This is a genomic window from Staphylococcus sp. TCBT05 (genome assembly GCF_055179755.1).
Genome location: NZ_JBUQDQ010000005.1, coordinates 646078 through 672943 on the forward strand (window position 1 = coordinate 646078; position 26866 = coordinate 672943).

The 26866-nt window shown below is 34.2% G+C and carries 20 protein-coding genes; 14 read left to right on the top strand and 6 right to left on the bottom strand.

Annotated elements, in window-relative coordinates; translation table 11 throughout:
- Positions 1 to 134: 134 nt before the first annotated feature.
- The 11 genes from ACY191_RS02915 to ACY191_RS02965 all read left to right on the top strand — a co-directional run bounded on the left by ACY191_RS02915 (position 135) and on the right by ACY191_RS02965 (position 14047).
- Positions 135 to 593: a MarR family winged helix-turn-helix transcriptional regulator gene (locus ACY191_RS02915; protein WP_042740503.1), complete on the top strand. Its 459-nt coding sequence runs from the start codon at positions 135 to 137 to the stop codon at positions 591 to 593.
- Positions 594 to 1065: 472 nt separating this feature from the next.
- Positions 1066 to 2709, top strand: a complete 1644-nt coding sequence (locus ACY191_RS02920; RefSeq protein WP_229366477.1) for an alpha-keto acid decarboxylase family protein — start codon at positions 1066 to 1068, stop codon at positions 2707 to 2709.
- Between the two features lie 285 nt (positions 2710 to 2994).
- Positions 2995 to 3570: a PadR family transcriptional regulator gene (locus ACY191_RS02925; RefSeq protein ID WP_107512154.1), complete on the top strand. Its 576-nt coding sequence runs from the start codon at positions 2995 to 2997 to the stop codon at positions 3568 to 3570.
- 30 nt (positions 3571 to 3600) lie between these two features.
- Entirely contained in the window at positions 3601 to 4722 is a 1122-nt protein-coding gene (locus ACY191_RS02930; RefSeq protein WP_229366478.1) for an FAD-dependent oxidoreductase, read from the top strand.
- A 256-nt stretch (positions 4723 to 4978) separates the two neighbouring features.
- The gene (locus ACY191_RS02935; protein WP_229366479.1) at positions 4979 to 5851 is read left to right on the top strand and encodes a squalene/phytoene synthase family protein; all 873 of its coding nucleotides are present in this window, start codon (positions 4979 to 4981) and stop codon (positions 5849 to 5851) included.
- Between the two features lie 135 nt (positions 5852 to 5986).
- Positions 5987 to 7060: a GntR family transcriptional regulator gene (locus ACY191_RS02940; RefSeq protein ID WP_229366480.1), complete on the top strand. Its 1074-nt coding sequence runs from the start codon at positions 5987 to 5989 to the stop codon at positions 7058 to 7060.
- Between the two features lie 423 nt (positions 7061 to 7483).
- Positions 7484 to 9115, top strand: a complete 1632-nt coding sequence (locus tag ACY191_RS02945) for a xylulokinase (protein ID WP_042740497.1) — start codon at positions 7484 to 7486, stop codon at positions 9113 to 9115.
- Complete coding sequence (locus ACY191_RS02950; protein WP_042740496.1) at positions 9084 to 9779, top strand: L-ribulose-5-phosphate 4-epimerase; 696 nt, start codon at positions 9084 to 9086, stop codon at positions 9777 to 9779. Before ACY191_RS02945 ends, ACY191_RS02950 begins: the two co-directional genes overlap by 32 nt.
- 13 nt (positions 9780 to 9792) lie before the next feature.
- Entirely contained in the window at positions 9793 to 11214 is a 1422-nt protein-coding gene (araA, locus tag ACY191_RS02955) for an L-arabinose isomerase (protein WP_229366481.1), read from the top strand.
- A gap of 55 nt (positions 11215 to 11269) precedes the next feature.
- Complete coding sequence (locus ACY191_RS02960; protein ID WP_232139623.1) at positions 11270 to 12676, top strand: sugar porter family MFS transporter; 1407 nt, start codon at positions 11270 to 11272, stop codon at positions 12674 to 12676.
- A 378-nt stretch (positions 12677 to 13054) separates the two neighbouring features.
- Complete coding sequence (locus tag ACY191_RS02965) at positions 13055 to 14047, top strand: Gfo/Idh/MocA family protein (protein ID WP_232139624.1); 993 nt, start codon at positions 13055 to 13057, stop codon at positions 14045 to 14047.
- 133 nt (positions 14048 to 14180) lie between these two features.
- Here ACY191_RS02965 and larC read toward each other — a convergent pair whose 3' ends face one another.
- The 5 genes from larC to ACY191_RS02990 form a co-directional block, all read right to left on the bottom strand.
- The gene (gene larC / locus ACY191_RS02970) at positions 14181 to 15389 is read right to left on the bottom strand and encodes a nickel pincer cofactor biosynthesis protein LarC (protein WP_229366483.1); all 1209 of its coding nucleotides are present in this window, start codon (positions 15387 to 15389) and stop codon (positions 14181 to 14183) included.
- Positions 15383 to 16165 carry a nickel pincer cofactor biosynthesis protein LarB gene (gene larB, locus ACY191_RS02975; RefSeq protein WP_042740487.1) on the bottom strand — a complete coding sequence of 261 codons (783 nt, stop codon included), beginning with the start codon at positions 16163 to 16165 and terminating at the stop codon, positions 15383 to 15385. Before larB ends, larC begins: the two co-directional genes overlap by 7 nt.
- A 22-nt stretch (positions 16166 to 16187) precedes the next feature.
- Complete coding sequence (larE, locus tag ACY191_RS02980) at positions 16188 to 17018, bottom strand: ATP-dependent sacrificial sulfur transferase LarE (protein ID WP_371130092.1); 831 nt, start codon at positions 17016 to 17018, stop codon at positions 16188 to 16190.
- A gap of 22 nt (positions 17019 to 17040) precedes the next feature.
- On the bottom strand, positions 17041 to 18300 hold the full coding sequence (gene larA / locus ACY191_RS02985) for a nickel-dependent lactate racemase (RefSeq protein WP_229366484.1): 1260 nt from the start codon (positions 18298 to 18300) through the stop codon (positions 17041 to 17043).
- A gap of 71 nt (positions 18301 to 18371) precedes the next feature.
- Positions 18372 to 19508 (bottom strand): glycerate kinase, encoded by a 1137-nt coding sequence (locus ACY191_RS02990; RefSeq protein WP_463269900.1) that lies wholly within the window; start codon positions 19506 to 19508, stop codon positions 18372 to 18374.
- Between the two features lie 132 nt (positions 19509 to 19640).
- On the opposite strand from ACY191_RS02990, the gene ACY191_RS02995 reads away from it, so the two are divergent.
- Positions 19641 to 20720, top strand: a complete 1080-nt coding sequence (locus ACY191_RS02995) for a CdaR family transcriptional regulator (protein WP_229366485.1) — start codon at positions 19641 to 19643, stop codon at positions 20718 to 20720.
- Positions 20721 to 20909: 189 nt separating this feature from the next.
- On the opposite strand, the gene ACY191_RS03000 is transcribed toward ACY191_RS02995, so the two are convergent.
- Positions 20910 to 22307, bottom strand: a complete 1398-nt coding sequence (locus tag ACY191_RS03000) for an amino acid permease (RefSeq protein WP_042740482.1) — start codon at positions 22305 to 22307, stop codon at positions 20910 to 20912.
- A 1105-nt stretch (positions 22308 to 23412) separates the two neighbouring features.
- Between ACY191_RS03000 and ppdK the strand changes: the two genes are divergently transcribed.
- Both ppdK and ACY191_RS03010 read left to right on the top strand, forming a co-directional pair.
- Positions 23413 to 26046 carry a pyruvate, phosphate dikinase gene (ppdK, locus tag ACY191_RS03005; protein WP_229366486.1) on the top strand — a complete coding sequence of 878 codons (2634 nt, stop codon included), beginning with the start codon at positions 23413 to 23415 and terminating at the stop codon, positions 26044 to 26046.
- Complete coding sequence (locus tag ACY191_RS03010; RefSeq protein WP_229366487.1) at positions 26039 to 26854, top strand: pyruvate, water dikinase regulatory protein; 816 nt, start codon at positions 26039 to 26041, stop codon at positions 26852 to 26854. Before ppdK ends, ACY191_RS03010 begins: the two co-directional genes overlap by 8 nt.
- Positions 26855 to 26866: the final 12 nt, after the last annotated feature.

A 26866-nucleotide genomic window follows, 5' to 3' on the forward strand; every position in this document is an offset into this window, starting at 1 on the left:
TGAAATGTCTTATGTTAGTCTTTTTATTTTCGTAGGACTGAACAATGATGTGATTATAAATTGGAGACCAAAATAGTTTGATAGATGGCATAATATAAATAAGAAGAAATATTGAATTAAAAGGAAGGTAAGCCATGCAAGAAAATAATAATGATTATGAGAATCTGTTGTTTTATTTTGCTTATAAAACATTTATCAATACAGCTGATGAAATTATTGAGGCTTATGGATTGAATCGTCAACATCATAGATTCTTATTTTTCATAGATAAAGTACCGGGGATTACTATAAAGGATTTATTGAAAAGTATGGAAATCTCTAAACAGGGTAGCCATGCTGCTTTGAAAAAGTTAAAAGACGAAGCATATATTATAGAGAAACAAACGGAACATGATAAGCGTGTTAAAGCATTATATGCTACGGATAAAGGAACAAAATTGGTCAGAGAATTAAATAAAGCTCAAAATGATTTATTTCAAGATATTCAAAAAAAGGTCGGGAATGATTGGTACGCTATCATGGAAGAATTTGCTTCTCATAGACAAGGATACGCAGAAATTAAACATCTAAAAGATGATTTTGATAAAGACTAATGCTATCGCACACTAACCCATGGTTTAAAGGTAAATTAAAGTATGATTACATTGTAAATTGTCAATGTCATACGTATCATACGTGACAAATTAAAGTTAATCTACTTAGAGATAAGCATGTCTGTCTAAATATACAGCCCATATATTAATAAGTTGGCATTATTGGTAAATATAGGGATTTACAAATCCACCATTGCATATTGGAATATGTAGGATGTTAGCCAATAAAATGCTTATTATCACATTTTTAAAGATAGAATGATCATTGATGTTGAAATAAACATCAGTGATCATTTTTTATTACTCCAGTGCTAGGTAAATTGGCAATGATTATAGTTCATTGCTTATTGATAAATGATAAGTGCAAAATAAAAAGTTTCACAATTTAAATAAGTCAATATAGTTGACCTTTTGTTTCATTTTTATTATTTTGGAAGTGTAATTCAATATAGATAAAAAGGGGAAATGAATTATGAGAAGACGTATTGGACAATATTTAATGGACTGTTTAAGTAATGTTGGCGTGGATAAGGTTTTTGGTGTTCCGGGAGATTTTAATTTAACGTTTTTAGATGATATTATCGGTAGAACGGATATGGAATGGATAGGTAATACGAATGAATTAAACGCGAGTTACGCTGCTGATGGTTATGCTAGAATGAAAGGCATTAGTGCAATGGTAACTACATTTGGTGTTGGTGAGCTGAGTGCTGTTAATGGTATTGCGGGTGCATTTGCAGAGCGTGTGCCAGTCATTCAAATTACGGGCGCCCCTACACAAGCAGTGGAACAAGCAGGGAAATATGTGCATCACTCATTAGGTGAAGGTAACTTTGATGATTATCGCAAAATGTATGAACCAATCACGACTACACAAGCATATATTACAGAGGATAATGCACAATTGGAAATTCCAAGAGTTATCAATGCCGCATTAACTGAAAGTAGACCTGTACACATACATTTACCAATTGATGTTGCAGCAAAAGAGATTGAAGTGATGGAAGATTATCACTATAAAATGAGCAAACCTGCTGATGTTTCTCAATATATCGACATGGTTCAAGCGAAATTAAATAGTGCGGAACGACCAGTGATTATTACAGGACACGAGATTAATAGTTTCGGTTTGCATGAATTATTAGAACAATTTGTGAATCAGACGGGTATTCCAGTTGCCCAATTATCATTGGGTAAAGGTGCTTTTAATGAGGAGAGTCCATATTATATGGGCATTTATGATGGTTCAATTGCTGAGGAACGTATTAAATACTATGTGGATCATAGTGATGCGATATTAAATATCGGTGCTAAGCTAACAGATTCTGCAACGGCAGGATTTTCATATCAATTTGATATAGATGATGTAATTATGTTAAATCATCGTAACTTTAAAATGAACGAAACACGAGATGATAATGTAGCTTTACAAGATTTATTAATAGGTTTACAGAGCATAGATTTTCACTTCAATGGAGATTATCCTATGTTCAAAAAGCCTGTGCCAAATGATGATGTATTAGATGATACACCGTTAACACAACAAACATATTTTAAAATGATGCAAGATTTTTTAAATCGTGATGATGTAGTGATTGCAGAACAAGGAACATCTTTCTTTGGTGCCTATGATTTAGCATTAACGAAAACGAATAAATTTATTGGTCAACCTTTATGGGGATCAATTGGTTATACTTTACCAGCAACTTTAGGTTCACAATTAGCTGATGGAGAACGACGAAATGTATTGTTAATTGGTGATGGATCGCTACAATTAACAGTACAGGAAATGGCAACGATGATTAGACTACAGTTGAAACCAGTAATATTTATTATAAATAATGATGGCTATACTGTTGAGCGTAAAATTCATGGTGAAAATGCGTTGTATAACGATATACCAATGTGGGATTATAAAGCATTGCCTAGTGCCTTTGGTGGTAACGAAACCGTATCAGTACACGAAGTTGACTCAAGTGTGAGTTTACAACATGCTTTCAATGAAATTAATCTGCAACCTAATCGTATGCATGTCATTGAAGTTAAGATGGGTATGCACGATGCCCCTGAAAAATTAAATGATATTGGTAAAGCATTTGCAAAGCAAAATGGTTAATCTAGCACATCTTGTGTTAAACAGAGCGAGCAATTTCTTTGGATAATGTAGTTTGTTTAATAGCAATATATTCTGACATGTAATTTAAAATATTAGGTCCTTAAATGAAATGTGTTTATTCATTTAAGGACTATTTTTATTGGAAAATTTCATTCAAAAGCCCGTGGTTTCGCTGTTTTGCAAATCATTTAGTGTAAAAAGAAAGAAAAATAACGATATATCGTTGACGTATTTCGATATATCGTTTATAATTTCGATATATCGAAATAAGAAAGGGAGATTAATATGTTTAGAAGACATTTTCACAAAAGACACGCACATTTTGCACATAAGATGATGAATAGAGAAGATTTTGGTTTTGGTAGAGGTATGGATGGATTTGATCCTCGTGCAATGGCAGCAATGGGTAAGGAAAGATTTTTCAAAAAAGGTAATTTACAGTTTGTAATTTTAAAAATGTTGCAGCAAGAATCAAAGCATGGTTATCAAATTATCAAAGATTTAGAAGAACAGTTTAAAGGATTCTATTCACCTAGTCCTGGATCAGTTTATCCTATATTACAAATGCTAGAAGATAGAGAGTTTGTATCAATTTCGAAAGATGGTAAGAAGAAAGTGTATACGATTACTGAAGAGGGACAAACGTTCTTAAATGAAAATATGAATGATGCAATGTTGACTCGATTAGAACAATTAAAGCATATGGATTTTGACAAAATGCAAGAATCTAGAGCACAATTACAGGATTTATTTAGAACGTTTATGCTCAAGAGTAAAGAGTCATTTAACGATGAAGAGAAAAAACGCAAATTTAATGAATTTGTCGAACGTACGAAGAAAGAACTTGAAGATTTATATTAAATCTAAATATTTGTAAGTGGGGAATACAAAATGAATCGTATTGCAATTATTGGTGGAGGTCCTGGCGGTTTAATGCTAGGACTGTTACTTCAACAACGTGGTTATCAGTTTACTATTTTTGAAAAATCTAATGGTCAAAATCATCAGTCGCAAGGTGGGTCATTAGATATACATGGGGATACAGGACAAATACCTCTGAAGGAAGCGGGGCTTATTGATGAATTTAATAAGCTTGCGCGATTTGAAGGTGAAGATACAAAGATTGTCGATGCAACTGGTAAAGTATATTATGAAGACGATGCAGATGGTCAAGGTGATCGACCTGAAATTGATCGTGGAGTGCTATGTGATTTAATTCGTAGTCACATTGATCCATCAGCAATTAAGTATGGCTATCAGTTTGAAAGTCTAAAGCAATTTGCTGATAGCAAATGTGAAGTTACTTTTTCTAATGGCTACCAAGAACAATTTGACTATGTGATTGGTTCTGATGGTGCATTTTCTAAAGTGAGACCTTATTTATCTGATGTAGATATAGAATATACAGGTATTAGCATGGTGGAGATTAACGTTGAAGAAGTGAGCCAACACTACCCGCAGTTGTTACAATACAATAAGAATGGAAAAATGATGGCTTTAGACCAAGATAAAGGTTTGTTAGCACAATTAAATGGTGATGACAGCATTAAAGTTTATGTATCTTACAGAATGGCAGAAGCTGAATTAGAAGATTATAAACAAATGTCGCACGATGAATTGAAAGCACGTTTGTTGAGTGACTTCGAACAGTGGGATGAGCAATTATTAAATTATATAAAAAATATGAGCGATAATATCTTGTTTAGAAGAATATATAGATTACCTATTGGCTTTAAATGGGAAACAAATCAATCTATTACACTAATTGGAGATGCCGCACATTTGATGAGTCCATTTGCTGGTGAAGGTGTAAATATGGCATTGTATGATGCTTATTTATTTGTGAAATCTCTAGACGAGCACACTGATAAAATGACAGTAGCTAAACAATATGAACAAGAGATGAATAAAGTATCTAAAAGTAGTGCGCAAGATTCTCAAGACAACTTAGAGCGCATGTTTACAGAAGGCGCCGCTAAAAAGTTAAGTGACATGTTCACATTTGTAAATTAATATCAATTAAATTAAAATTTAACGCGTTTAAGGATGAATTAATGCCTTGAACGCGTTATTTTTATAATAAGTGTATCATTGTGATATCATATGCGACATATAAGTAATAGATTGATTCATAGCTACACATAATCAAAATGAAAACGGGTAAATGTAATTAATATAACAATAAAATAGTACATAACATTTGGTGATTACTGCTTAAAATACAACATCTGATGAGCATATAAAGATATTAAATATAAGGTGTGTAAATATGGGGAACTTAGAAAAAGAGTATAAATATTGTCAAAAGATAATGAAAAATTATACAAAGACATTTGCGAATGCTTTTGAAAATTTATCAACTGAAAAGCGTAATGCGCTATGGTCGATTTATGCACTTTATCATAACGTAGACGAAAGTATCAAGGTGCATAAAGATATAGAATATTTAAATAAAATCAAGCAAGATGTCCAACAAATTTATAATGGGGAGACTAAAAAGTTTCATAGTAATACAAAAATAATGAAACCATTGGCACAGACGATACATTTATATAATTTGCCAAGATCCGCTTTAGAGACATTTATCCAAACAGTTGAAGATGATTTTGTATTTTCTGCAAATGACACTGATCAGCAATTAGAGCAATACTGCTATGGTGTAAGTGGTGTTATTGGAGAATTGCTTAATCCTATTTTTACTCAATCACAAATTGAAGCAACTAAGGTAGCAGAAGCAAATGCGATGAGTATTGCTTTAGGAAAGGCCCTCCAATTGACTAAAATATTAAGAAATGTAGGCAAGGACTATAGCAATGGTAAAATCTATATAAGTATTGAAAAGTTGGAATACTACAATGTTGATTTGGATTCAATTTATTATAACGGCGTAACCCCTAACTACGCACATTTATGGGAAAGTTATGCGAAACTGATAGAACGGAATTTCTCATATATTTTGGATCACTTGTATTTATTTGACGATGATATAGAGCCCATCATTGTACTGACAATTAAGACTTATCAAGGATTATTAGAAGAGGTAAGAAAGAATTTGTATGATGTAACAAAACATGCAAATTTAAGTAGTTACAAAAAATCAAAAATTTATCGCAACGTTATGGAAACATATAGTAAGTCATGACTTGTACGCTTGGATAATCATTAAGTAACAAATACCAAGTAAACATCTTACTTTTGCGATAAATTGAATTTAACTTTTATATGATATACTAACAATGATTAAGCATATATCGTTAGAACTAGGAGATTGTATTTTATGAATAAGCCTAAATATCAAGTGATAGCAGATGAAATTAAAAATAAAATTATTAGTAAAGAATTCCAAGTAGGATCATTATTACCTACTGAAAAGGATTTCCAGCATCGATATAGTGTGAGCCGATATACGATACGTCAAGCAATGGAATTATTAGTTGCAGATGGTTATATAAATAAGAGAAAAGGTTCTGGTTCATATGTAAGTTATGAATTTTTAAATTCGGAAACGAACCATAATGCTAAGAAGATTGGATTAATTGTAACCTATTTATCAGATTATATATTTCCGAGTATCATACGAGGTATCGAAACAGTATTGAGAGAGAATGGTTACTCATTAATATTAGCAAGCACGAACAATAATCATGCTGACGAGCGTCAATGTTTAGAGATGATGTTAAATCAAGGTATCAAAGGTCTCATTGTTGAACCTACGAAAAGTAATGTCTACAATCCGAACTTATCGTATTATTCCTTATTTAAACAACGTAATATTCCGATATTATCTATTAATGCGCAATATGAAGAATTGAACTTACCCTATATTGCTATTGATGATATTAAGTCAGGACATCTTGCAACGAAATATCTTATAGATAAGGGACATGAGGATATCGCTTTAATTACCAAGATAGATGACAATCAAGGTAAGTTAAGGATGAAAGGTTATTTTAATGCCTTTGAAAATTGTAACAAAGTCTTTAAGAGTGAATATATTTATACGTATGATACAGAAAGTAAATTATCTGTGTTAGATCAATTTGTGGAACACGTGGTATCGAAGCAAATACAAGCTTCGGCTGTGGTGTGTTACAATGACCAAATCGCATATTACATTATGAAAAAATTAGAAAAACTAGGTATTGCCATTCCAAATGATATGTCTATTGTGGGGGAAGATAACTCAGTATTGAGCAAATTAGAAGATGTTGATTTAACAACGACATCCCACCCTCAAGAACTATTAGGAGAGAAAGCAGCTAATTGGGTATTGAATACAATTGAAACAGGTAAGGTACAACCTTCAGAACTATTAGATACCTATATTATAGAAAGAAGTTCCGTAAAGTAAATCATATATAGCGAATGATACGATGCAATGCGTTTAGTTGAGTGGTATAACTATACTTATAGTATCGAGTATCTTTAAATAACGACAGAGCCAATCCATATAACGGAATTTGGCTCTTTTTTTTATTTCATATAACAGTCACTTGTATGGTCTACGAATTGAAATTGAGACACCTGAACGAATAGGATAATAAGAAATGAGGAGCGAGACCAAGACACAGGCCAAGGATTTAGGTAGGTGGTTCAAATAATTTAGGTTGCCCCTACAAAACTAAGGGATAAATCTTTTGAATTAGATATTGTAAGAATTTGTATAAAAGGATTACACCAATTAATATATACGGACAAAAATTATAATGTATTGACATATACGGACAAATACTTTATGATTTATTTGAAAACGATTACAAAAGAGGTGTTTGCAATGCAAAATCCTACTAATATAACCGATAGTTCTGAGTTGTCTATTGGTATTGAGCTAGGTTCAACTCGTATTAAGACGATAGCAATTGATGCGCAATTTAACACATTAGCAACAGGTAGCTTTGAATGGGAGAACAATTATATAGATGGCTATTGGACCTATTCAGTAAATGATATTTGGGTTGGATTACAACAAAGTTATCAAGATATGGCAAAAAATTTAAAAGACAAGTTTGATATAACTATACGCAAAATTAATAGCCTTGGTATTAGTGCAATGATGCATGGATATTTGGCATTCGATGAACATGAGGATCTGTTAGTTCCATTTAGAACTTGGAGAAATGGCAACACGGTTGAAGCGGCAAAAATTTTGAGAACAGCATTTAACTATAATATCCCAGAAAGATGGAGTATCGCACATTTATATCAAGCGGTTATAGATAAAGAATCTCACGTAAATCAAGTGAATTATATTACGACATTAGCAGGCTATATTCACTGGTATTTGACGGGAGAAAAGGTATTAGGCATAGGAGATGCTTCAGGGATGTTTCCGGTAGATGTTGGGCAACAAGCATACAGAACAGACTTATTAGAAGAGGCAGATATATTATTCAATACAGAAGGATTTCATAAAGCAGTTATTGATTTATTACCAAAAATTAAAGTTGCAGGTGACAATGCTGGATATTTAACAGATGAAGGTGCAAGATTGTTGGATCCTGATGGCAATTTAGAAAGTGGCTGTGTTATGTGTCCACCTGAAGGTGATGCTGGTACAGGGATGGTAGCTACTAACGCTGTTACACCACGTTCAGGTAATATTTCAGCAGGAACCAGTGCATTTGCCATGATAGTCTTAGAACAATCTTTGAAAAATGTATATCCAGAAGTGGATATCGTTGCAACACCTTCAAGTAGTGAAGTAGCCATGATTCATACCAATAATTGTACTTCTGAAATAAATGCGTGGATGAATTTATTTGAACAAGTTCTTGAAACTATGGGAGTGCGTTTTTCATCAGATGATTTGTACGGACAAATATTGAAAGAATCTGAAAAAAGTGATGATGACTTAGGTGGATTATTGTCGTATGGATATGTCTCCGGTGAAAATATTACCAAAGTTGAAGAGGGATACCCACTATTCGTAAGAGAGCCGAATCATCATTTTACGCTTGCAAATTTCATGAAAACACAATTGTTTAGTGCCTTTAGTACATTAAAAATTGGCATGGATTTATTAAAAGCAAATGAAAATATTTCAATTAATAAATTAATTGCACATGGTGGCATTTTCAAAACAGAGCGTATTGCACAATCAGTATTAAGTGCAGCTATGGATGCCCCGATTACAGTGATGAATCAAGCGAGTGAAGGTGGTGCTTGGGGCATTAGTGTATTGGCAAAATTTGCAACTATCAATAAAGATATGACATTGTCACAATTTCTAGATGATTTTGTGTTTGCCAATATAGATGAAACGACAATTGAACCATCTGCGCAAGCAGTTGAAAACTTTGATACCTATATCGATAAGACTATAAAAGGATTACCTATTGAGCGACAATTATCACATTATTTAGAAGGTGAAGCGAATGTTAGAAAAATTAAAACAAGAAGTATATAAAGCGAATTTAGAGTTACCAGAGAGAGGTTTAATTAAATACACTTGGGGAAATGTCAGTGGATTTGACCCTGAAACGCAACTGTTTGTCATAAAACCGAGTGGTGTTGATTATGCTCAAATGAAACCTGAAGACATGGTGGTTTGTAATCTAGATTGTGAAATCGTTGAAGGCGATTTGAGACCATCATCAGATATGCCTACACATGCAGTATTGTACAAATCATTTCCAAATATAGGCAGTGTTGTACACACACATTCTCCTTGGGCGACAATTTGGGCTCAAGCAGGGTTAGATGTACCGGCAATGGGGACGACACATGCAGATACGTTTTATGGTTCAGTCCCATGTGCAAGATTTTTAACAGCAAGTGAAATTAACAGAGATTATGAGTATGAAACTGGAAATGTCATTGTTGAAACATTCAAAGAACGAAATATTGATCCAAATGCAGTTCCAGCTGTTTTATTACAAGGGCACGCGCCTTTTGTGTGGGCGAAAGATTGTGAACATGCAGTGATGAATGCAGTTGTTTTAGAAGAAGTATGTAAAATGAATTTATTTACGCAACAATTAAACGCATATGCGAAAGCGCTACCAGAAGAGATTTTAAATAAACATTATGAAAGAAAGCATGGCGAAAATGCTTATTACGGACAGAAATAGGAGGAATTTAAAGATGGCTACAGAAAAGAAATTTTGGTTTGTTGTTGGATCGCAAGCACTATACGGTGATGAGGCATTAGAGCAAGTGAAGTCAGACGCACAGGTAATGACGACATATTTAAATGAACAGGCTGATTTGCCTTTTAATATTGAACTACAAACACAATTGGCAACAACAGCGGATGCTATTACAAATATTATGAAAGAAGCAAATTATAGAGATGATATTGCAGGTGTTATTACATGGATGCATACATTTTCACCAGCCAAAATGTGGATTAGAGGGACTAAACTCCTGCAAAAACCATTATTACATTTAGCAACACAATTCTATGACAATATTTCCTGGGAAAAAATTGATATGGATTATATGAATTTACATCAATCTGCTCATGGAGATAGAGAGTACGGCTTTATCAATAAAAGGTTGGGCAAACAAAATAAAATCATTTTTGGTCATTGGAAAGATAAAGCGACTCAAGAAGATATTAAGTCATGGATGCGCATCGCTCATGCTTACAATGAGAGTTTCAATCTTAAGGTGGCACGCTTTGGCGACAATATGAGAAATGTTGCAGTTACTGAAGGTGACAAGATAGAAGCACAAATCCAATTTGGTTGGACTGTAGATTACTTTGGAATTGGGGATTTAGTTGCATATATAGAAGCAGTCAAAGAAGAGGAAATTACAACTCTGTTTGCTGAATATCAGAATCAATATGATTTTGATTACAGAAATAATGATGAAGCACATTTTAATGATTCAGTTAAAGAGCAAATTAAATATGAAATTGCCATTAAACGTTTCTTAGATGCTGGTGGATACACTGCCTTTACAACAAACTTTGAGGACTTACATGGTATGAAACAATTACCAGGTTTAGCTGTACAACGTCTAAATGAACAAGGTTATGGATTTGCAGGTGAAGGTGATTGGAAAACAGCGGCATTGGATAGATTGTTAAAAATTGCTACAGACAATAAAGCGACTGGATTTATGGAAGATTATACGTATGATATGCGAAGTGATAAACAGCAAATTCTAGGTTCGCATATGTTAGAAGTTGATCCGACATTGGCAGCAACTAAACCAAAAATCGTCGTAGATTACTTAGGCATTGGCGATAAGAACGACCCAGCACGCTTGGTGTTCGATGGTCAAGCAGGCGAAGGTGTTGTTGTGACAATGCTTGATTTAGGTACCCACTATAAATTTATCGTTAATGAAATTACTGCCGAAACATTAACAGAGCCTGCTCCGAATTTACCAGTAGCAAGAGTATTATGGCAAGCAAAACCATCACTTGAAAAAGGAGTGAGACGCTGGATTGAAGAAGGTGGCGGCCATCATACCGTACTTTCGTTGACGTTAAACTCGGCACAACTAGAGACGTTAATTAAGATGTTTGAAGCAGAGTATGTAGTGATTAAATAATGGATGAATTGTTGTGACATAGATGTATGCGAAAGGTAAAAAGAGGGTGAATGGGATGAAAACAAACAGTAAGGTGTCCAATAGTTTTATTTATTTCTTTGGTGCATTTGGTGGTATTCTATTTGGTTATGACATTGGTGTAATGACTGGTGCTTTACCATTTCTTAGGGAAGATTGGGGTATAGATAGTGGCTTTATTATAGGATTAATTACATCTTCAGTGATGTTAGGTGCTATTTTTGGTGGTATTTTAGCAGGTAGATTATCGGATAAATTAGGGCGTAGAAAAATGATTCTAATTTCCGCATTAATCTTTGTGTTAGGGTCGGTGTTATCCGGCATTGCACCACATCACGGTAATTATTTCCTAATTATTTCACGTGTTATTTTAGGTTTAGCTGTAGGTGCAGCTTCGGCGCTTGTACCAGCATATATGTCTGAGATGGCACCAGCAAAATTCAGAGGTCAATTGTCTGGTTTGAATCAAACGATGATTGTATCAGGTATGTTGTTATCTTATATTGTGGATTTCTTGTTACGTGATTTACCGGTCGAATTAGGTTGGAGATTGATGTTAGGCATAGCCGCAGTGCCAGCTTTAATACTATTTTTAGGGGTATTAAAATTACCAGAATCTCCTAGATTTTTAATTAAAAATGGAAAGTTTGATGAAGCAAAGCATGTATTAATGAATTTACGAAAAGTGAAACAAGTTGATGCAGAATTTGAGGAAATTAGAAGTACGATTTTAACAGAGAATAAAGTGACAACAAATAATACATTAAGTACCTTATTTAATAGTAAATATAAGTATTTGGTAATTGCAGGATTGGGTGTTGCAGCTTTTCAACAATTTCAAGGGGCAAATGCGATATTCTATTATATTCCTCTAATCGTTGAACAAGCGACAGGTAATTCAGCAAGCTCGGCATTATTATGGCCAATTATTCAAGGCGTTATCTTGGTTCTAGGTTCATTACTATTTATTTGGATTGCTGATAAGTTTAATCGACGAACATTGCTCATGCTTGGCGGTACAGTGATGGGATTGTCATTTATATTACCTACAATTATTAATATTGTAATACCTAATGCTAACCCAATTATAATTGTGATATTTTTAAGTATCTACGTAGCCTTCTATTCATTTACATGGGCGCCATTGACTTGGGTAATTGTAGGGGAAATATTCCCGTTAACAATTAGAGGATTTGCATCAGGCGTTGCATCTTCATTAAATTGGCTAGGTTCATTTTTAGTTGGACTATTATTCCCGATTATGACGACACATTTTCCACAAGAAATGGTATTTGCGATATTCGGTATCATCTGTATTTTAGGTGTTATATTTGTTAAAAAATGTGTCCCTGAATCAAGAGGAAAAACATTAGAAGAAATCGAAACATTTTGTGGTACAGAAGAAAAAGTGAAACTTAATAATGTTAACGTTAAAGAAAGTTAATGTTGGCTAGTATAATGGCTTACATGTTAAAGTGCATGTTTAAGATTACAGTTGCAAAGATTGTGACTGTAATCTTTTTTTATTTATCCTAGATGAATGGGGGTATGCTATAGTTAAATTATTGAATGAAAGATTGAGTGCTATAAAATGAGTACTAAAGGTAAGACATTAGAGCAAATAGAAGCAATATGGAAATCATAAATTTTATAAAGTGAAATATTAATTTGTATGCTTCAGATAAATGATAACCTTCGTTTATATCTGAAGCATATTTTTATGCTTTTTAAATACTAAAATAATATGAATTGACAAATATTGTATAAAGATTATGCTTATTTATAAGTTGATTAAAAATTCAAAGGGGAAGAAGGGGTAACAATGATGAATATTGGTATTGTTGGTGCAGGGAAAATTGTTAAAGAAGCATTGCCTGTATTGGAACAAGTTTCAGGCGTTGTGTTTCAAAGTATTGTCACGACGGGAAGAAATCCACAAAATGTTAATGAATTACAAAAGCAATTTAATATCAAAGAGGTATATGAAAATTATACTCAATTTTTAGAGGATGAAGATTTAGAGGTGGTCTATATTGCCGTGCCGAATCATTTGCACTACTATTATGCACAGCAAGCGATAGAACACGGTAAACATGTCATTTGTGAAAAGCCTTTTACACTTACCAAGGTAGAACTTGAAACTTTAAAAGAACTCGCAGAAGCGAAACAAGTGATTATTACAGAAGCAATCACGAATCTTTATTTAGGCAATTATGATGTCTTGAAACATACACTCCAAGAAATTGGAGATATCAAGCTTGCCCAGTTTAACTATTCTCAATACTCTTCAAGATATGATAATTTTAAGCAAGATATCATTCAACCAGCATTTAATCCAGAAATGGGTGGTGGCGCGTTAATGGATATCAATGTCTATAATGTCCATTTAGCAGTGGGGTTATTTGGCAAACCTAAGGGTGTTGCATACTTTGCAAATGTTGAGAAAAATATAGATACATCAGGTATCTTGCAATTAGATTATGATAATTTAAAAGTAGTCTGTATCGGCGCAAAGGACTCTAGTTCTGATAATCATTCCTATATTCAAGGTGATCAGGCAACGATACACATTGAAGGTCCAACGAACGAATTACAATCATTTGAAGTTAATCACATTGGTGGCGGAACACAGCTTTACCAATTAAACCAATTTGAACATCGTATGCATGAGGAATTTGTAAAAATAATAAAAATGATTCAGGATAAAGATGATGTCTTAGCTAAACGTCAATTAGAACATAGTATAGCTGTCGTTGAAGTCCTAGAGTCAGCATTAGACAGTGCAAATATAACAATTGGACCTTCAAAGTCATAATCAAATACAATAATTATCATTGATAACATAAAACTAAGGTAGTTTACTTTCAATATCGAATGAACACTATATCAATCATAGATATGTGCTTACATTCAATAGTGAGGTAAACTACCTTATTCATTTTCATCATTTAATTGTTTAAGATATGTTGGTGAATTTCAGCTTCAATATCTTGATAAACACGCATGAATGGTATATTCGTCTGTAATGCAGCGCGTTTAACATCTTCAAATTCTGGTTTCGCTTTAATAATTTGGTTGTTTAATAAACCTAGCTTTACTGTAATAACACCATATTTTGTTGTTAGTGATTGGAACTGTCGAACTAGAGTTTGGCGTTGAATAGTGCTACTGCGCACGCCTAGTGTTGTAGTGTGCTGTAATAGATAGTCTTCAAATTCTGCAGCATCTTCAATTCTACAGATCATTGTAATTAATGTAGCTGGGCGACTTTTTTTCATAATTATAGGTGTGTAATATACATCTAAAGCCCCTTTGTTGAATAAAGCTTGTAGCAGAAAACCAAGTGATTCTGCAGTCATATCATCAATTTGACATTCTAATTGTTGAACGAAATTGGGTGTAGCATCTTTAGTTGTATTAGTAGTATTTAGTGACGCTTTATTTTCTGTAAATTCAATTACTCTCACAATGTTAGGGAAATCAAAGTCCTTGTTACCGCCACCATAGCCGATACGATTTATTGTCAGATTTGGCATAGGTCCTATATCCTTTACCAACGCTTTGATAAACCCAGCCCCAGTTGGTGTAGTTAATTCTGCAGCAACATCGAAATGTGCAAGTGGAACACCAGTTAATATTTCAGCAGTCGCTGGGGCAGGAATGGGATAAATACCATGAGCAATATTAATTTTTCCATGACCAGTCGGGATAGGAGAGGCATAGAGATTATCAATTGCTAAACTTTCTAAAGCGAGACAACTGCCAATGATATCGATAATTGAATCCATTGCGCCTACTTCATGGAAATGTACGTCATTAACATCCATGCCGTGTATTTTTGCTTCAGCTTGTGCAATAACCTCAAAGACACTGATACTGCGTTCCTTTACACGCTGTGGTAAGTCACTATTGTTAATAATTTGATATATATCTTTTGCTTTACGATGATGATGCGCTTCTTCGAAATCAATTGCTAACGTCAACGCTTGTATACCTTTCTTGTCCTTTTTAGAAAAGTGCAATTCAAAATGATTTAACGGAAGTGACTTTAACTGATCGATAATATAGTTTGCATCTGCCCCCAAGTCCACCAATGCTGAGAGAAACATATCACCTGCAATTCCTGCATGACAATCTAAATAAAGTGATTTCACCATAGCGATTCCTCCGTTTGTTGTTCTTGTTCGAGCATGTGGATCAGCATGGCTGCATTATATCCACCACCGAAGCCATTATCTATATTTAATACACTTGTACCAGGTGCACATGAATTAATCATTGCCAGTAATGTGGTAATACCATTTAAATTTGCGCCATAGCCGATACTAGTTGGTACGGCATAGACTGGATGGTCTACTAGGCCTGAAATAACACTAGATAATGCACCTTCCATGCCAGCGATAACGATAGATACTTTGCAATTACGAATGGTTTCAATATGATCAAATAAACGATGGATACCAGATACACCAACATCATATACTCGTTCAATTTCTGTTCCCATGACTTGAGCAGTCAGTGCTGCTTCTTCAGCGATAGGTAAATCAGAAGTTCCAGCACAGATGATGGCTGCCTTGTATGTTGATTTAGGTATAGATGCAATCGGTGTTGTTAGCACTTTAGCTTGTTCATAATATTCAAGTCGTGGATAGTGATTTAGGACATGGTTCGCTTTATCTGCGTCAATTCTTGTTACTAAAATAATTTCTTTATTTGATAATAATGTTTGAATGATGTCAGTTATTTGCTGTGCAGTTTTTCCTTCACCGAATATAACTTCTGGAAATCCTTGTCGATGTTTGCGATGTAAATCAACCTTTGCAAAACCAATATCATTATATTGCTTCAATTGTTTCATAGCCGATGCTACGGAGAGTGTATTAGACTGTACCGCCGTCAAAAGGGCTTCAATAGTTTTCTCGTTTTCAGTCATTTATAGACCACCTTTTTGCAATTTAAGATATGTGATAATCAGTATTGATTACTTCGTTCATACTACCTGTACGATAACCTTCTAAATCAACTGTGACATAATCGAAACCAAATTCCTTTAAGTGTAAGGCAATTTCATTTCTATGTGTTATAACTGTTTGTATCGCTTCGTCATCTACTTCAACTCGTGCAATATTATTATGATATCGAACACGGACATGCTCAATTCCGAGGCTGGCAATATATTTTTCGGCTTCGTTCACTTTATTGACTTTACTAAAGGTTAATGGCTCACCATATGGAATACGTGAAGCAAGGCTACATAGTGCTGGCTTGTTCCACACTGGAAGATGGTATTGCTTGCTAAGTTTACGAATTTCATCTTTATATAATGTAGCTTCTTGTAATACACTACGAACATTAAATTCGGTTCTTGCCTTTAGTCCAGGTCTAAAGTCAGCTAAATCATCCATAATCATCCCATCTAGCACATAATCAAAGCGATATAAGTCACGTAACCGTTCGAGCTCACCATACAGTAGACGCTTACTGTGATACCAACTTTCAGGTGTGTTTTTAATAATATATGGATCCTCTAATTCTGCAATTTCAGTTTCTATAATTTCTACATTTAAAGACTTTCCTAATGTTCTTGCTGCATTAAATTCTTCCTCTCTGAATAATTCGGATTTAACGATTACACCTTTAACATTGTACTTACCTAAGACATCTATGGCTTTCTTTAAGACGAAACTACTATCTACTCCACCTGAAAATGCAACTAAAACAGTACCTAGTGGCTTTATAATTTCTGTTAACTTTTGGTCTTTTTCTATAATTGTTTGTTGGTCCATCATTGTTTCCTCCTCAGTATAATTACTCAACGTATGGAATTGTCAATGGTCCTAAAGGCATAACACCAATAGTCATATCAGGGCCATATTTTTCTCTCAGTTGAGCTAATGTTTCCTTAATATCATTTACTGGATGTAACATAGCATCTGTAGTTTGTTGGGCGGTAAGTGTTGAATAGAGATATACATCAGCAAATGTTTGAATAACGGCTTGCTTTTGTACTTGCCATTGGTCTAGCATTCCGAATTTAGGGTCATTTATCATATCCAATAACCCTTGAGGCGAATCTGCCATATTTAAAATTTCAGCGAAGTTACCGTGGTTTGGGTAACCATCACTGCATTCAGAGAACATAATAATACTGCCACCTTCTTTAACCACTTTATGTGCAGCGCTCATCCCTTTAACTGTCTGATATAAATTTTGATCTAAAGGATAACCAGAATTCGAAGCAATCACTACATCAAACCGTTCTTGGCATTTAAACATGGCGTGTGATTTTGCATAATTACATCCAACATCATGTGCTTCGTATAGTTCACCAGCAAAAACAGCAGTGATATCTTTAGATTTATTTAAAGTGACATTGAGCATGAAATCCGGTTTACACATTGCATTAATTTCCCGGGTCATATCTTGTACTGGATTGTCTGCCATATTGCCCCATGTGGATCGCATATCTCCAATCATTTTAGCGTTATGGAAGGTCATTATTGTTTCAATACCAGCAATACCAGGCATGATTCCCTTAGGGCCACCTGAGAAACCGGCGAAAAAATGTGGTTCGATAAAGCCTGTAACTATTTTAAAGTCAGCCTCGACATAATCTTTATTTAAATATACATCACAACCATATTTACTATGACCCACTTTCTTTAAACTAGACTTGTCATTACAATGATTATGTACGATATTTACTGAGTCTACGATATCTTCGCCCAACATTTGAATCAGTTCTTCTCGGGTTTGATCTCTATGAGTTCCCGTGCCGTTAATAATGACAAAATTTTCTGTTGGAACATGCTTTAGACAATTCATAATCAAAGGAACAAGGATATGATTGGGGGTAGGTCTTGTGATATCACTAATAACAATTGCTACTGTCTGATTAGATTTAACCATTGTTGATAGTGGGGGTGTGCCTATTGGTGATGCTAATGCCTCTTGAATTACCTGTTCAGGTTGATTCAGAGCAGGTTGGTCAGTGGGTTCTATTCGAACTGTGTGATCAGGCAAATCTAATTCGACACTAGATTTGCCATATAATATATTGGCTTTCATTGGTGATGACCTCCTTATTTATCACAACAGGGTAATTCGTTGCGATTTATGTTTATGAGCTATCATTAGCACTATGTTTTGGAATAGAAAAAGGTAGAGACAATATTTTTGGTTATTCCTTGTAAAAGTTGTTCCGAAATAGCGAGTGTATCAGCCAATGATTTTGGTCCATTGACTAAACTAAATGCGCTTAGAATGCCGTGCTCGTGAAGCTTTTCTATAGCAATATCTACGGTGCCTCCAATTAAGATGACTGGGACATTAAATCGTTGTGCGCATCGTGCAACCCCTATGGGTGTCTTGCCATATAAACTTTGATGGTCAATCTTTCCTTCACCCGAGAGTATTAAATCAGCATCAGCTAAATAGGAAGTTAATTTACTGTATTCAATTACAACGTCTATACCATTACGAAATTCACACGGGAAAAAGGCTTTAAAAGCACCACCCAAACCACCTGCTGCCCCCGCACCAGGGAAATCATGGATATGAATATTTACCTGTGATTCAACGATATTAGCAAAATGTAATAAATTATTATCGAGAAGTTGTAATTCTGTATCCGAAGCCCCTTTTTGTTTACCAAAGACGAACGAAGCCCCTTCAGGTCCAACCAATGGATTGTTAACATCACTAGCGATAATAAAGGATGCTTTAGCAATTCGATTATCGAATGTAGATAAATTAATAGAATCTAAATCTGCTAGCGACCCACCTCCAAATGAGATTGCATTACCTTGTGCATCTAAGAGTTGAGCCCCTAATGCCTGTAACATGCCTGCACCTGCATCATTTGTAGCTGAGCCTCCAATTGCTAATATAAATTGTTGGTATCCTTTATTTAATGCTGATAATATCAATTCCCCTGTACCATATGTTGTTGTTTCTAAAGCATTGAGTTGCGATTCATTGAGGTGTCTGAGTCCAGATGCTTCAGCCATTTCCACTATACAAGTTTCACCATCACCTAATACACCATAAGTAGCCTGTACCTGTTCACCTATAGGTCCAGTAACAGATTCCGTAAATAGTTGACCATTGGTAGCATTGATAAGTGCTTCCATAGTTCCTTCACCACCGTCGCCCATTGGTAATGACTGCACTGTGACATTAGGATAGAGTGAGGTGATGCTGTTGTGCATTAACTTTGTAACTGTGGTAGCAGACATACTACCTTTAAATGAATCGGGTGCGAGTATGATATTCACATGCAAACCCTCCTTGAAAACGTTTACTATTGTTTGTTATTCTATTGTATCGATTTTAATTGTCAGAAAATAGAGTTAAAATATACAAATATAAAGCATATATTTTGTATATAAATGATAGGTTGTGAGTGCATGGAAATATTAACTGAGGAAATAGCGGCATTGATTGTAGAGGAAACAGTAAATCGCACAGGCAGTAATATTAATATAATGAACTATAACGGAGAAATTCTTGCTTCATATAATAAAGAAAGAATAGGGACGATACATTATGGAGCGAAACGTGCTATTGAACTAGAACAGACTATTACTTTAACTGAGGCAGAGTGTAAAGAATTAGAAGGTACACAACCAGGTATCAATTTACCAATTATTTTTCAAAATGAGATTGTGGGCGTAATCGGGTTAACAGGTAATCCTGCACAGTTAACACAAATTGCAGATGTAGTTAAGATGTCTACAGAGCTATTGTTATCACAAAGTTATTTTACTTATGAATTAGAAGGTAATATTCGTAGTCAAGAGTTACTAATTGAGGAATTACTAAAGGGCGAACCTTCGAAGACGTTTATTAGATACCTAATACAACAATTAAATGTAGAATTATTAACATTACGGAAATGTATTATCATTAATATAGAAAAGCAAATATTTTCAAAAAATAGTATAGTTCGTATGCTTTCTACGAGAATAAATAGACAATCGTTTGTAATCGCATTTACTAATTATAATCGCATTGTTATCTTAATTACTGATGATGATAAGACGAAGCTAAATGATAAAATAACCCAAATATATCAAGTGTTTACTCAATTGAATTTAACCATTGAAATGGCATCTAGTCTTGTATTTACGAGTTTAAATGATTTTAAAAAAGCATATGAAGAATGTGAATTAGTATTTATGTTAAATGAACATGAGCGAGCAGTTGTATCATTTGAAGATGTTGAAGCACAAACATTGTTATATCAAATTAATAAGGAAATTAGAATGCGTTATAGAAAAAGAATATTAGCCGATATTGATAATCAAACGATTGAAACTTTACAGTCGTTTTTCGAGCATAATTTGAATATTGCACAAACTGCTAAGGCCTTGTATATTCACCGCAATACTTTGTTGTATCGTTTAGCAAAATGTCAGCAAATCACTGGACTTAATCCAAGAATATATAATGATGCTGTTAAGTTACAACTTGCGATGTGGTGTTAATAAGTCGACTATACATACATAATCTTAGGTTAACAGTTGATAGATGTATTCCTACAATAACCTTATATAAGTTGAACATGAAAAGTGTCTTAGCTGTTATAGATTTGTTCGCTATAACCAATGATTAAATAAAAAACTGCCGACACATGTATAAAGCATTGTCGGCAGTTAAAGTATGATATAAATGGTTTAAAAATCTTGTGATGTCGTTTCTATTTCCGGTTGTTTTGCTGGAGCACGTTTGGTCTTTATCAATATATAACTCGTATTTAAAATGACAAAACCTAATCCAATAAATGCAGATATACGTGTATCTGGATTGAATAACATACCAATTACGACCGCTAATAACATAATAACTGTAATGATGTTTGAATAGGGCGCAAAAGGCATCTTAAATGGGTGATCTTTTATTTGTTCCTTTTTACGGAAGCCAATATGACTTAGCAAGATTGCAAACCATGGTACAAATCCTGGAATTACACCTGCACTGTAAACATAAACGAACAGGTTCGTATCCTTACCTAAGATTAATGGCAAGACAATACTTAATACTACGCCGCCAACGATTCCACTACATACAGCAATGACTGCGTAGTGGGGGACGCCATTCTTGTTGACTTTCTTAAAGATACGTGGCGCTTGGTCTTGTTCAGCTAGTGTATACAATAATCGACTTGTACTAAAGATGCCTGAATTACAACCAGACATTGCAGCTGTAATTACAACAAAGTTTATAATGGCTGCCGCTGCAGTAATTCCAACTTTGGCAAATGTTAATACAAATGGTGAACCAAGAGAACTTATTTCATCCCATGGATAAACTGAAACAATAATAAATATTGAACCGATATAAAATATTAGTATTCGGTAAACTACACTATTGACTGATTTTTTAATCGTTGTTTGTGGATCTTTGGCTTCTCCAGCTGTAGTACCAATTAATTCAATTCCAACATAAGAACCAAATACAATTGAAAGTGAGAAGAAGAATCCACTGAAACCATTGGTGAAGAAACCGCCATTAGACCAAAGGTTGGTGATGCCAACTGGATTAAAGCCATTTCCAAAACCAAAAATGATAATACCTAAACCAGCTACAATCATTAAGATGATAGTGATTACTTTGATTAAAGCAAACCAAAATTCAAATTCACCAAACCATTTTACAGAAATTAAATTGGCCGATAATAATATAATAACCGCAATTAACCCTGGTATCCAAATTGGTAAATCTGGCCACCAGAATTTCATATAGGTGCCGACTGCAATGACTTCACTCATCCCGACGACTATCCAGTTAAAAATACTACTACTTGCTGTTATGTATCCAAACGAAGGGTGAATGTATTCAGTCGCAAACTTAGCAAAAGAGCCAGTCTCCGGATATGTATATACCATTTCTCCAAGCGCTCTCATAATTAAAAATACAAATATTCCTGCTATCATATATGAAATTAATACCGATGGACCAGTCCACTTTATGGTACTTGAAGCTCCCATAAATAATGCAACCCCTATGGTTCCCCCTAAGGCTATCATCTGTATCTGTCTAGATGATAAATCTCTTTTTAATTCAGTTTTCATAAGAATTCTCCTGTTTAATTTATTTATATAATTATTAACTTAATAAACCCCTTTGGAAAGTTAATGTAATTATTATATCATTTGTTAAAGATATTAATCTAATATTGATATGTAATAATATGAAAAAATTACTGAAAATTTTGATTATATAAGGGACTAATGTACGTGTATTATAGTGAATTTTGAGAATCTAACAGTTTATATTCTGTAAAACAGTAAATAAATATAATTCGATATCCGTATTAGACTATAGAAAGATTATTTAGAATAAAAGCTAAAATCACTTTACAAAATTACTAGCAATAAATATAATTAAATTAAGTTATTGCTTAATAATTCTATAATTTAATTATAAATATTTTTAAGACGAAACGTTTCTATAGCATATATCAGCACAAATAATATACCGGTATTGAATTGTTGAGTAATGACAATCAAGGGTAGATGCATTTATTCCTGAATTTTATAGATTTATGAGGAGGTATGCAGTATGTAAGCATATGATTCCTATAATTGTAGTTATTTAATTAAATTAGTATTTCGATAATAGATATTTTGTACGAACTGAATATTTATTCCTCAAACGTTATGAGTTGTAAAGATAACAAACCTGCCACTTCTTCCCAATTCTAATGATTATATATGATTTATCATTTGTTATTTTTAACTCTAGCTGGTCATTTCCGAATGACAATACACTGAAAATTTTTAGACCACAAATGAATTCTATCTATTTAACTCACTCTATTTTCCATTTAATTTAACTATCAGTTTTTAACATAAGATTTCATTTTTATAGATTGAACACTTAAGCGTAGCCTTGCTTACAGTGAATTAAATAAACGATAATTAAGTTAATTTAATAAGGTGATTTTCAAACTGAGAAACGATACATGATTGAGATCATTCAGGAAGTGACGAAGAACTGATAGAAGCGACCCAAGTAGTATGTAACTTACTACTTGGGTTTTTTTATGTAATTAAATGTCACGGTAAAAATAAATCTATTGTGTGAAAATTCATCTTTTTAGTTGTTATTCATCTAATAATGTGACATACTCTATATAAATTAGTATAACATATTGACTATTAGAGGTGATTTAGTATGACACAATATATTTATGCATTTGATGAAGGTCAAAAATCAATGAAAGATTTACTTGGAGGTAAAGGTGCCAACTTAGCAGAGATGAAACGTATAGGTTTACCTGTACCAGATGGTTTTACGATTACTACAGAAGCATGTATTGAATATTTACAACATGGGTCGAAATTATCTGCTGAGTTATTATCAGAGTTAGATAACCAATTATCAGCATTCTCAAAGCGAACTCATAAATCATTTTCTGCAGATTCGGATTTACTATTAGTCTCTGTACGAAGTGGCGCAAAAATTTCTATGCCTGGTATGATGGATACAATTTTAAACTTAGGGTTAAATGATGAAAATGTTTTGACGTTGGCACGTAAGACCGATGATGCACGTTTTGCATATGATTGTTATAGAAGATTGCTACAGATGTTTGGTGAAGTTGTTTATGATATTCCAATGGCGTCATTTGATACATATTTTGAGCAATATAAAGCTCAACATGGTTATCAAAATGATGCAGACATCCCTGCCGAAGGTTTACAAGAAATATGTGATTACTACAAGGATGTTTATTTAGATGAGGCAAATAAACCATTTCCACAAGAACCAACTCAACAACTTACTGAAGCGATTGAGGCAGTATTCAAATCTTGGGACAATCATCGCGCGAGAGTCTATAGAAATCTAAATGATATACCACATGATATTGGTACAGCAGTGAACATACAAGAAATGGTGTTTGGTAATAGTGGTGCGCGTAGTGGAACAGGTGTTGCCTTTACACGTAATCCTGTGACAGGCGAAGCAAAATTGTTTGGTGAGTATTTACTGAATGCACAAGGTGAAGATGTAGTTGCAGGTATTAGAACACCATTAGATATCAATGTATTAAAGGAGCAGATGCCAGAAGTTCATCAACAATTTGTAGAGGTATCACAAAAATTAGAAACGCATTACAAAGATATGCAAGATATTGAATTTACAATTGAAAATGAACAATTATATATTTTGCAAACACGTAATGGTAAACGTACGGCAAATGCAGCCATTCATATAGCAGTTGATTTAGTCAATGAAGGTGTGATTTCTAAAGAAACTGCTGTGCAAAATGTCGATGTTAAGTCAATAGATCAATTGTTACATCCTAACTTTGATGAAGTTGCACTTGCTGAAGCTACGGTCATTTCAAAGTCAGGGTTGCCAGCAAGTCCAGGTGCTAGTAGCGGGAAGATTGTATTTTCTGCAGAAGAAGCTAAAATCCAAGCTGAAATAGGTGAGAAGGTAATCCTCATGCGACCTGAAACATCACCGGAAGATATTGAAGGTATGGTGGCAAGTGAAGCAATTGTAACGACACATGGTGGTATGACATCTCATGCAGCAGTTGTTGCTCGGGGTATGGGAAAATGTTGCGTCACTGGTTGTGCAGAATTAGAAATTAACATTAAAGACAAGGTGGTTTCTTATCCTGGAGGTAAATTGTTTGAAGGCGACGTTGTATCAGTGGATGGTGCAAAAGGTGATTTATATTTAGGAAATGTCGCTACCATGAAAGCAGAACGTAGCGAAGCATTTAATCAGTTTATGCAATGGTCAGAAGAGGTGGCTAGATTAAATGTACGCATGAACGCTGAAACGCCACAAGATATCGAAGTCGGTTATCAATTTGGTGCCACAGGTATAGGATTGGTAAGAACTGAGCATATGTTCTTTGGTCCTGAACGTTTAGTAGAAATGAGACGTTTTATTTTAGCAGATAGTCAGGTATCTCGCATTTCAGCACTCAATAAAATACGTGATTACCAATGTGAAGACTTTGAGCATATTTTGAAATTATCTGGCGATAGACCTACGATTATTAGATTATTAGATCCTCCATTGCATGAATTTTTACCTCATTCTCAAGAAGAAAAGGTGAATGTAGCAAATCAACTTGACGTTACTGTGCCAGTACTTGAACAATATATCGGTCAATTAGAAGAAGTCAACCCGATGCTCGGTCATAGAGGATGTCGCTTGGCTATAACGTATCCTGAGTTATATGTTATGCAAGTAGAAGCTATTATAGGGAGTGCGATAAAGTTAAAACAGCAAGGTGTAGATACTAAACCTGAAATTATGATACCACTCGTATCCACAGTGGCTGAGTTTGAAATATTGAAACAACAAATTATTGAGTGTATCGATCGGTTACAGAATGAGGCTGATGTTTCCATACCGTATTTAATTGGAACAATGATTGAAACGCCTAGAGCGTGTCTCATTGCTGATCAATTGGCGAAAACATGTGACTTTTTCAGTTTTGGTACCAATGATTTAACACAGTTAACGTATGGCTTTTCAAGAGATGATGCAGGTAAGTTTATCAACCAATACACTGAACAAGGTATCTTAGAGATTGACCCATTCCAAACGATAGATATTGACGGGGTTGGGGCATTAATTAAATTAGCTGTACAACAGGCAAAGGAAGTAAATCCACAGCTTAAAATTGGCGTTTGTGGTGAATTAGGTGGAGATAGTAAATCAATAGCATACTTCAATCAGCTGTCTATTGATTATGTATCTTGTTCTCCTTTTAGAGTGCCAGGAGCCTTATTATCAACAGCACAAAGTGAAGTTAAAGGCGGTAGAATCAATGTCTAACGTACAAAATAACGATAAGCTCATTATATTTGTGATTTCAGATTCAATTGGGGAAACAGCGCAGCGTATGATCCATGCAACACTGTCACAATTCCCAGATATTGCAGAAGTTGAAATTAAGAAATTCCCTTATATTAAAGGTGAAGAGGAATTACTTCAAATATTAGAAAGGGCAAACACACATGCAGCCATTGTTGTAACTACCTTAGTAAACCCAGAATTTAATCGTATAGGCCAATCCTATGCAGTAGAACATCACATTCCTTATGTGGATTATATGTCTGACTTAATTCATATTATTCAAAATCGTACACACTCAAATCCAATATTGGAAAGTGGTGCATTACGAAAGTTAGATGAGCAATATTTTAAACGTATAGCAGCGATCGAATATTCAGTGAAATATGATGATGGTAAACACTATGAAGCTATTGGCGAAGCGGATGCATTGATTGTCGGAGTGTCTAGAACATCGAAGACACCGCTCAGTATGTATCTAGCCAATAAAGGTTATAAAGTAGCGAATATTCCGTTAGTTCCAGAGGCAGAGATTCCAGATGAAGTATTTAATTTTAAAAATTTAAAGGTTTTTGGACTCACTGCAAGTCCAGAGTATATTTTAAATATTAGAAATGAACGTGTTAAGGTTTTAGGTTTACATGGACCGACGAATTATAATAGTGTCGAGCGAATTAGAGAAGAATTGCTCTATGCAGAAGAAATTTTTGCTAAATTAAATGCTCGGGTAATCAATACAGAATATAAATCTATTGAAGAATCAGCATTTTATATTGAACAATTTTTATAAAATAATAGTTTG

Coding starts and splice junctions, on each gene's coding strand:
- ACY191_RS02915 (WP_042740503.1), top strand. CDS start 135: ATGCAAGAAAATAATAATGATTATGAGAATCTGTTGTTTTATTTTGCT.
- ACY191_RS02920 (WP_229366477.1), top strand. CDS start 1,066: ATGAGAAGACGTATTGGACAATATTTAATGGACTGTTTAAGTAATGTT.
- ACY191_RS02925 (WP_107512154.1), top strand. CDS start 2,995: ATGTTTAGAAGACATTTTCACAAAAGACACGCACATTTTGCACATAAG.
- ACY191_RS02930 (WP_229366478.1), top strand. CDS start 3,601: ATGAATCGTATTGCAATTATTGGTGGAGGTCCTGGCGGTTTAATGCTA.
- ACY191_RS02935 (WP_229366479.1), top strand. CDS start 4,979: ATGGGGAACTTAGAAAAAGAGTATAAATATTGTCAAAAGATAATGAAA.
- ACY191_RS02940 (WP_229366480.1), top strand. CDS start 5,987: ATGAATAAGCCTAAATATCAAGTGATAGCAGATGAAATTAAAAATAAA.
- ACY191_RS02945 (WP_042740497.1), top strand. CDS start 7,484: ATGCAAAATCCTACTAATATAACCGATAGTTCTGAGTTGTCTATTGGT.
- ACY191_RS02950 (WP_042740496.1), top strand. CDS start 9,084: ATGTTAGAAAAATTAAAACAAGAAGTATATAAAGCGAATTTAGAGTTA.
- araA (WP_229366481.1), top strand. CDS start 9,793: ATGGCTACAGAAAAGAAATTTTGGTTTGTTGTTGGATCGCAAGCACTA.
- ACY191_RS02960 (WP_232139623.1), top strand. CDS start 11,270: ATGAAAACAAACAGTAAGGTGTCCAATAGTTTTATTTATTTCTTTGGT.
- ACY191_RS02965 (WP_232139624.1), top strand. CDS start 13,055: ATGATGAATATTGGTATTGTTGGTGCAGGGAAAATTGTTAAAGAAGCA.
- larC (WP_229366483.1), bottom strand. CDS start 15,389: ATGGTGAAATCACTTTATTTAGATTGTCATGCAGGAATTGCAGGTGAT.
- larB (WP_042740487.1), bottom strand. CDS start 16,165: ATGACTGAAAACGAGAAAACTATTGAAGCCCTTTTGACGGCGGTACAG.
- larE (WP_371130092.1), bottom strand. CDS start 17,018: ATGGACCAACAAACAATTATAGAAAAAGACCAAAAGTTAACAGAAATT.
- larA (WP_229366484.1), bottom strand. CDS start 18,300: ATGAAAGCCAATATATTATATGGCAAATCTAGTGTCGAATTAGATTTG.
- ACY191_RS02995 (WP_229366485.1), top strand. CDS start 19,641: ATGGAAATATTAACTGAGGAAATAGCGGCATTGATTGTAGAGGAAACA.
- ACY191_RS03000 (WP_042740482.1), bottom strand. CDS start 22,307: ATGAAAACTGAATTAAAAAGAGATTTATCATCTAGACAGATACAGATG.
- ppdK (WP_229366486.1), top strand. CDS start 23,413: ATGACACAATATATTTATGCATTTGATGAAGGTCAAAAATCAATGAAA.
- ACY191_RS03010 (WP_229366487.1), top strand. CDS start 26,039: ATGTCTAACGTACAAAATAACGATAAGCTCATTATATTTGTGATTTCA.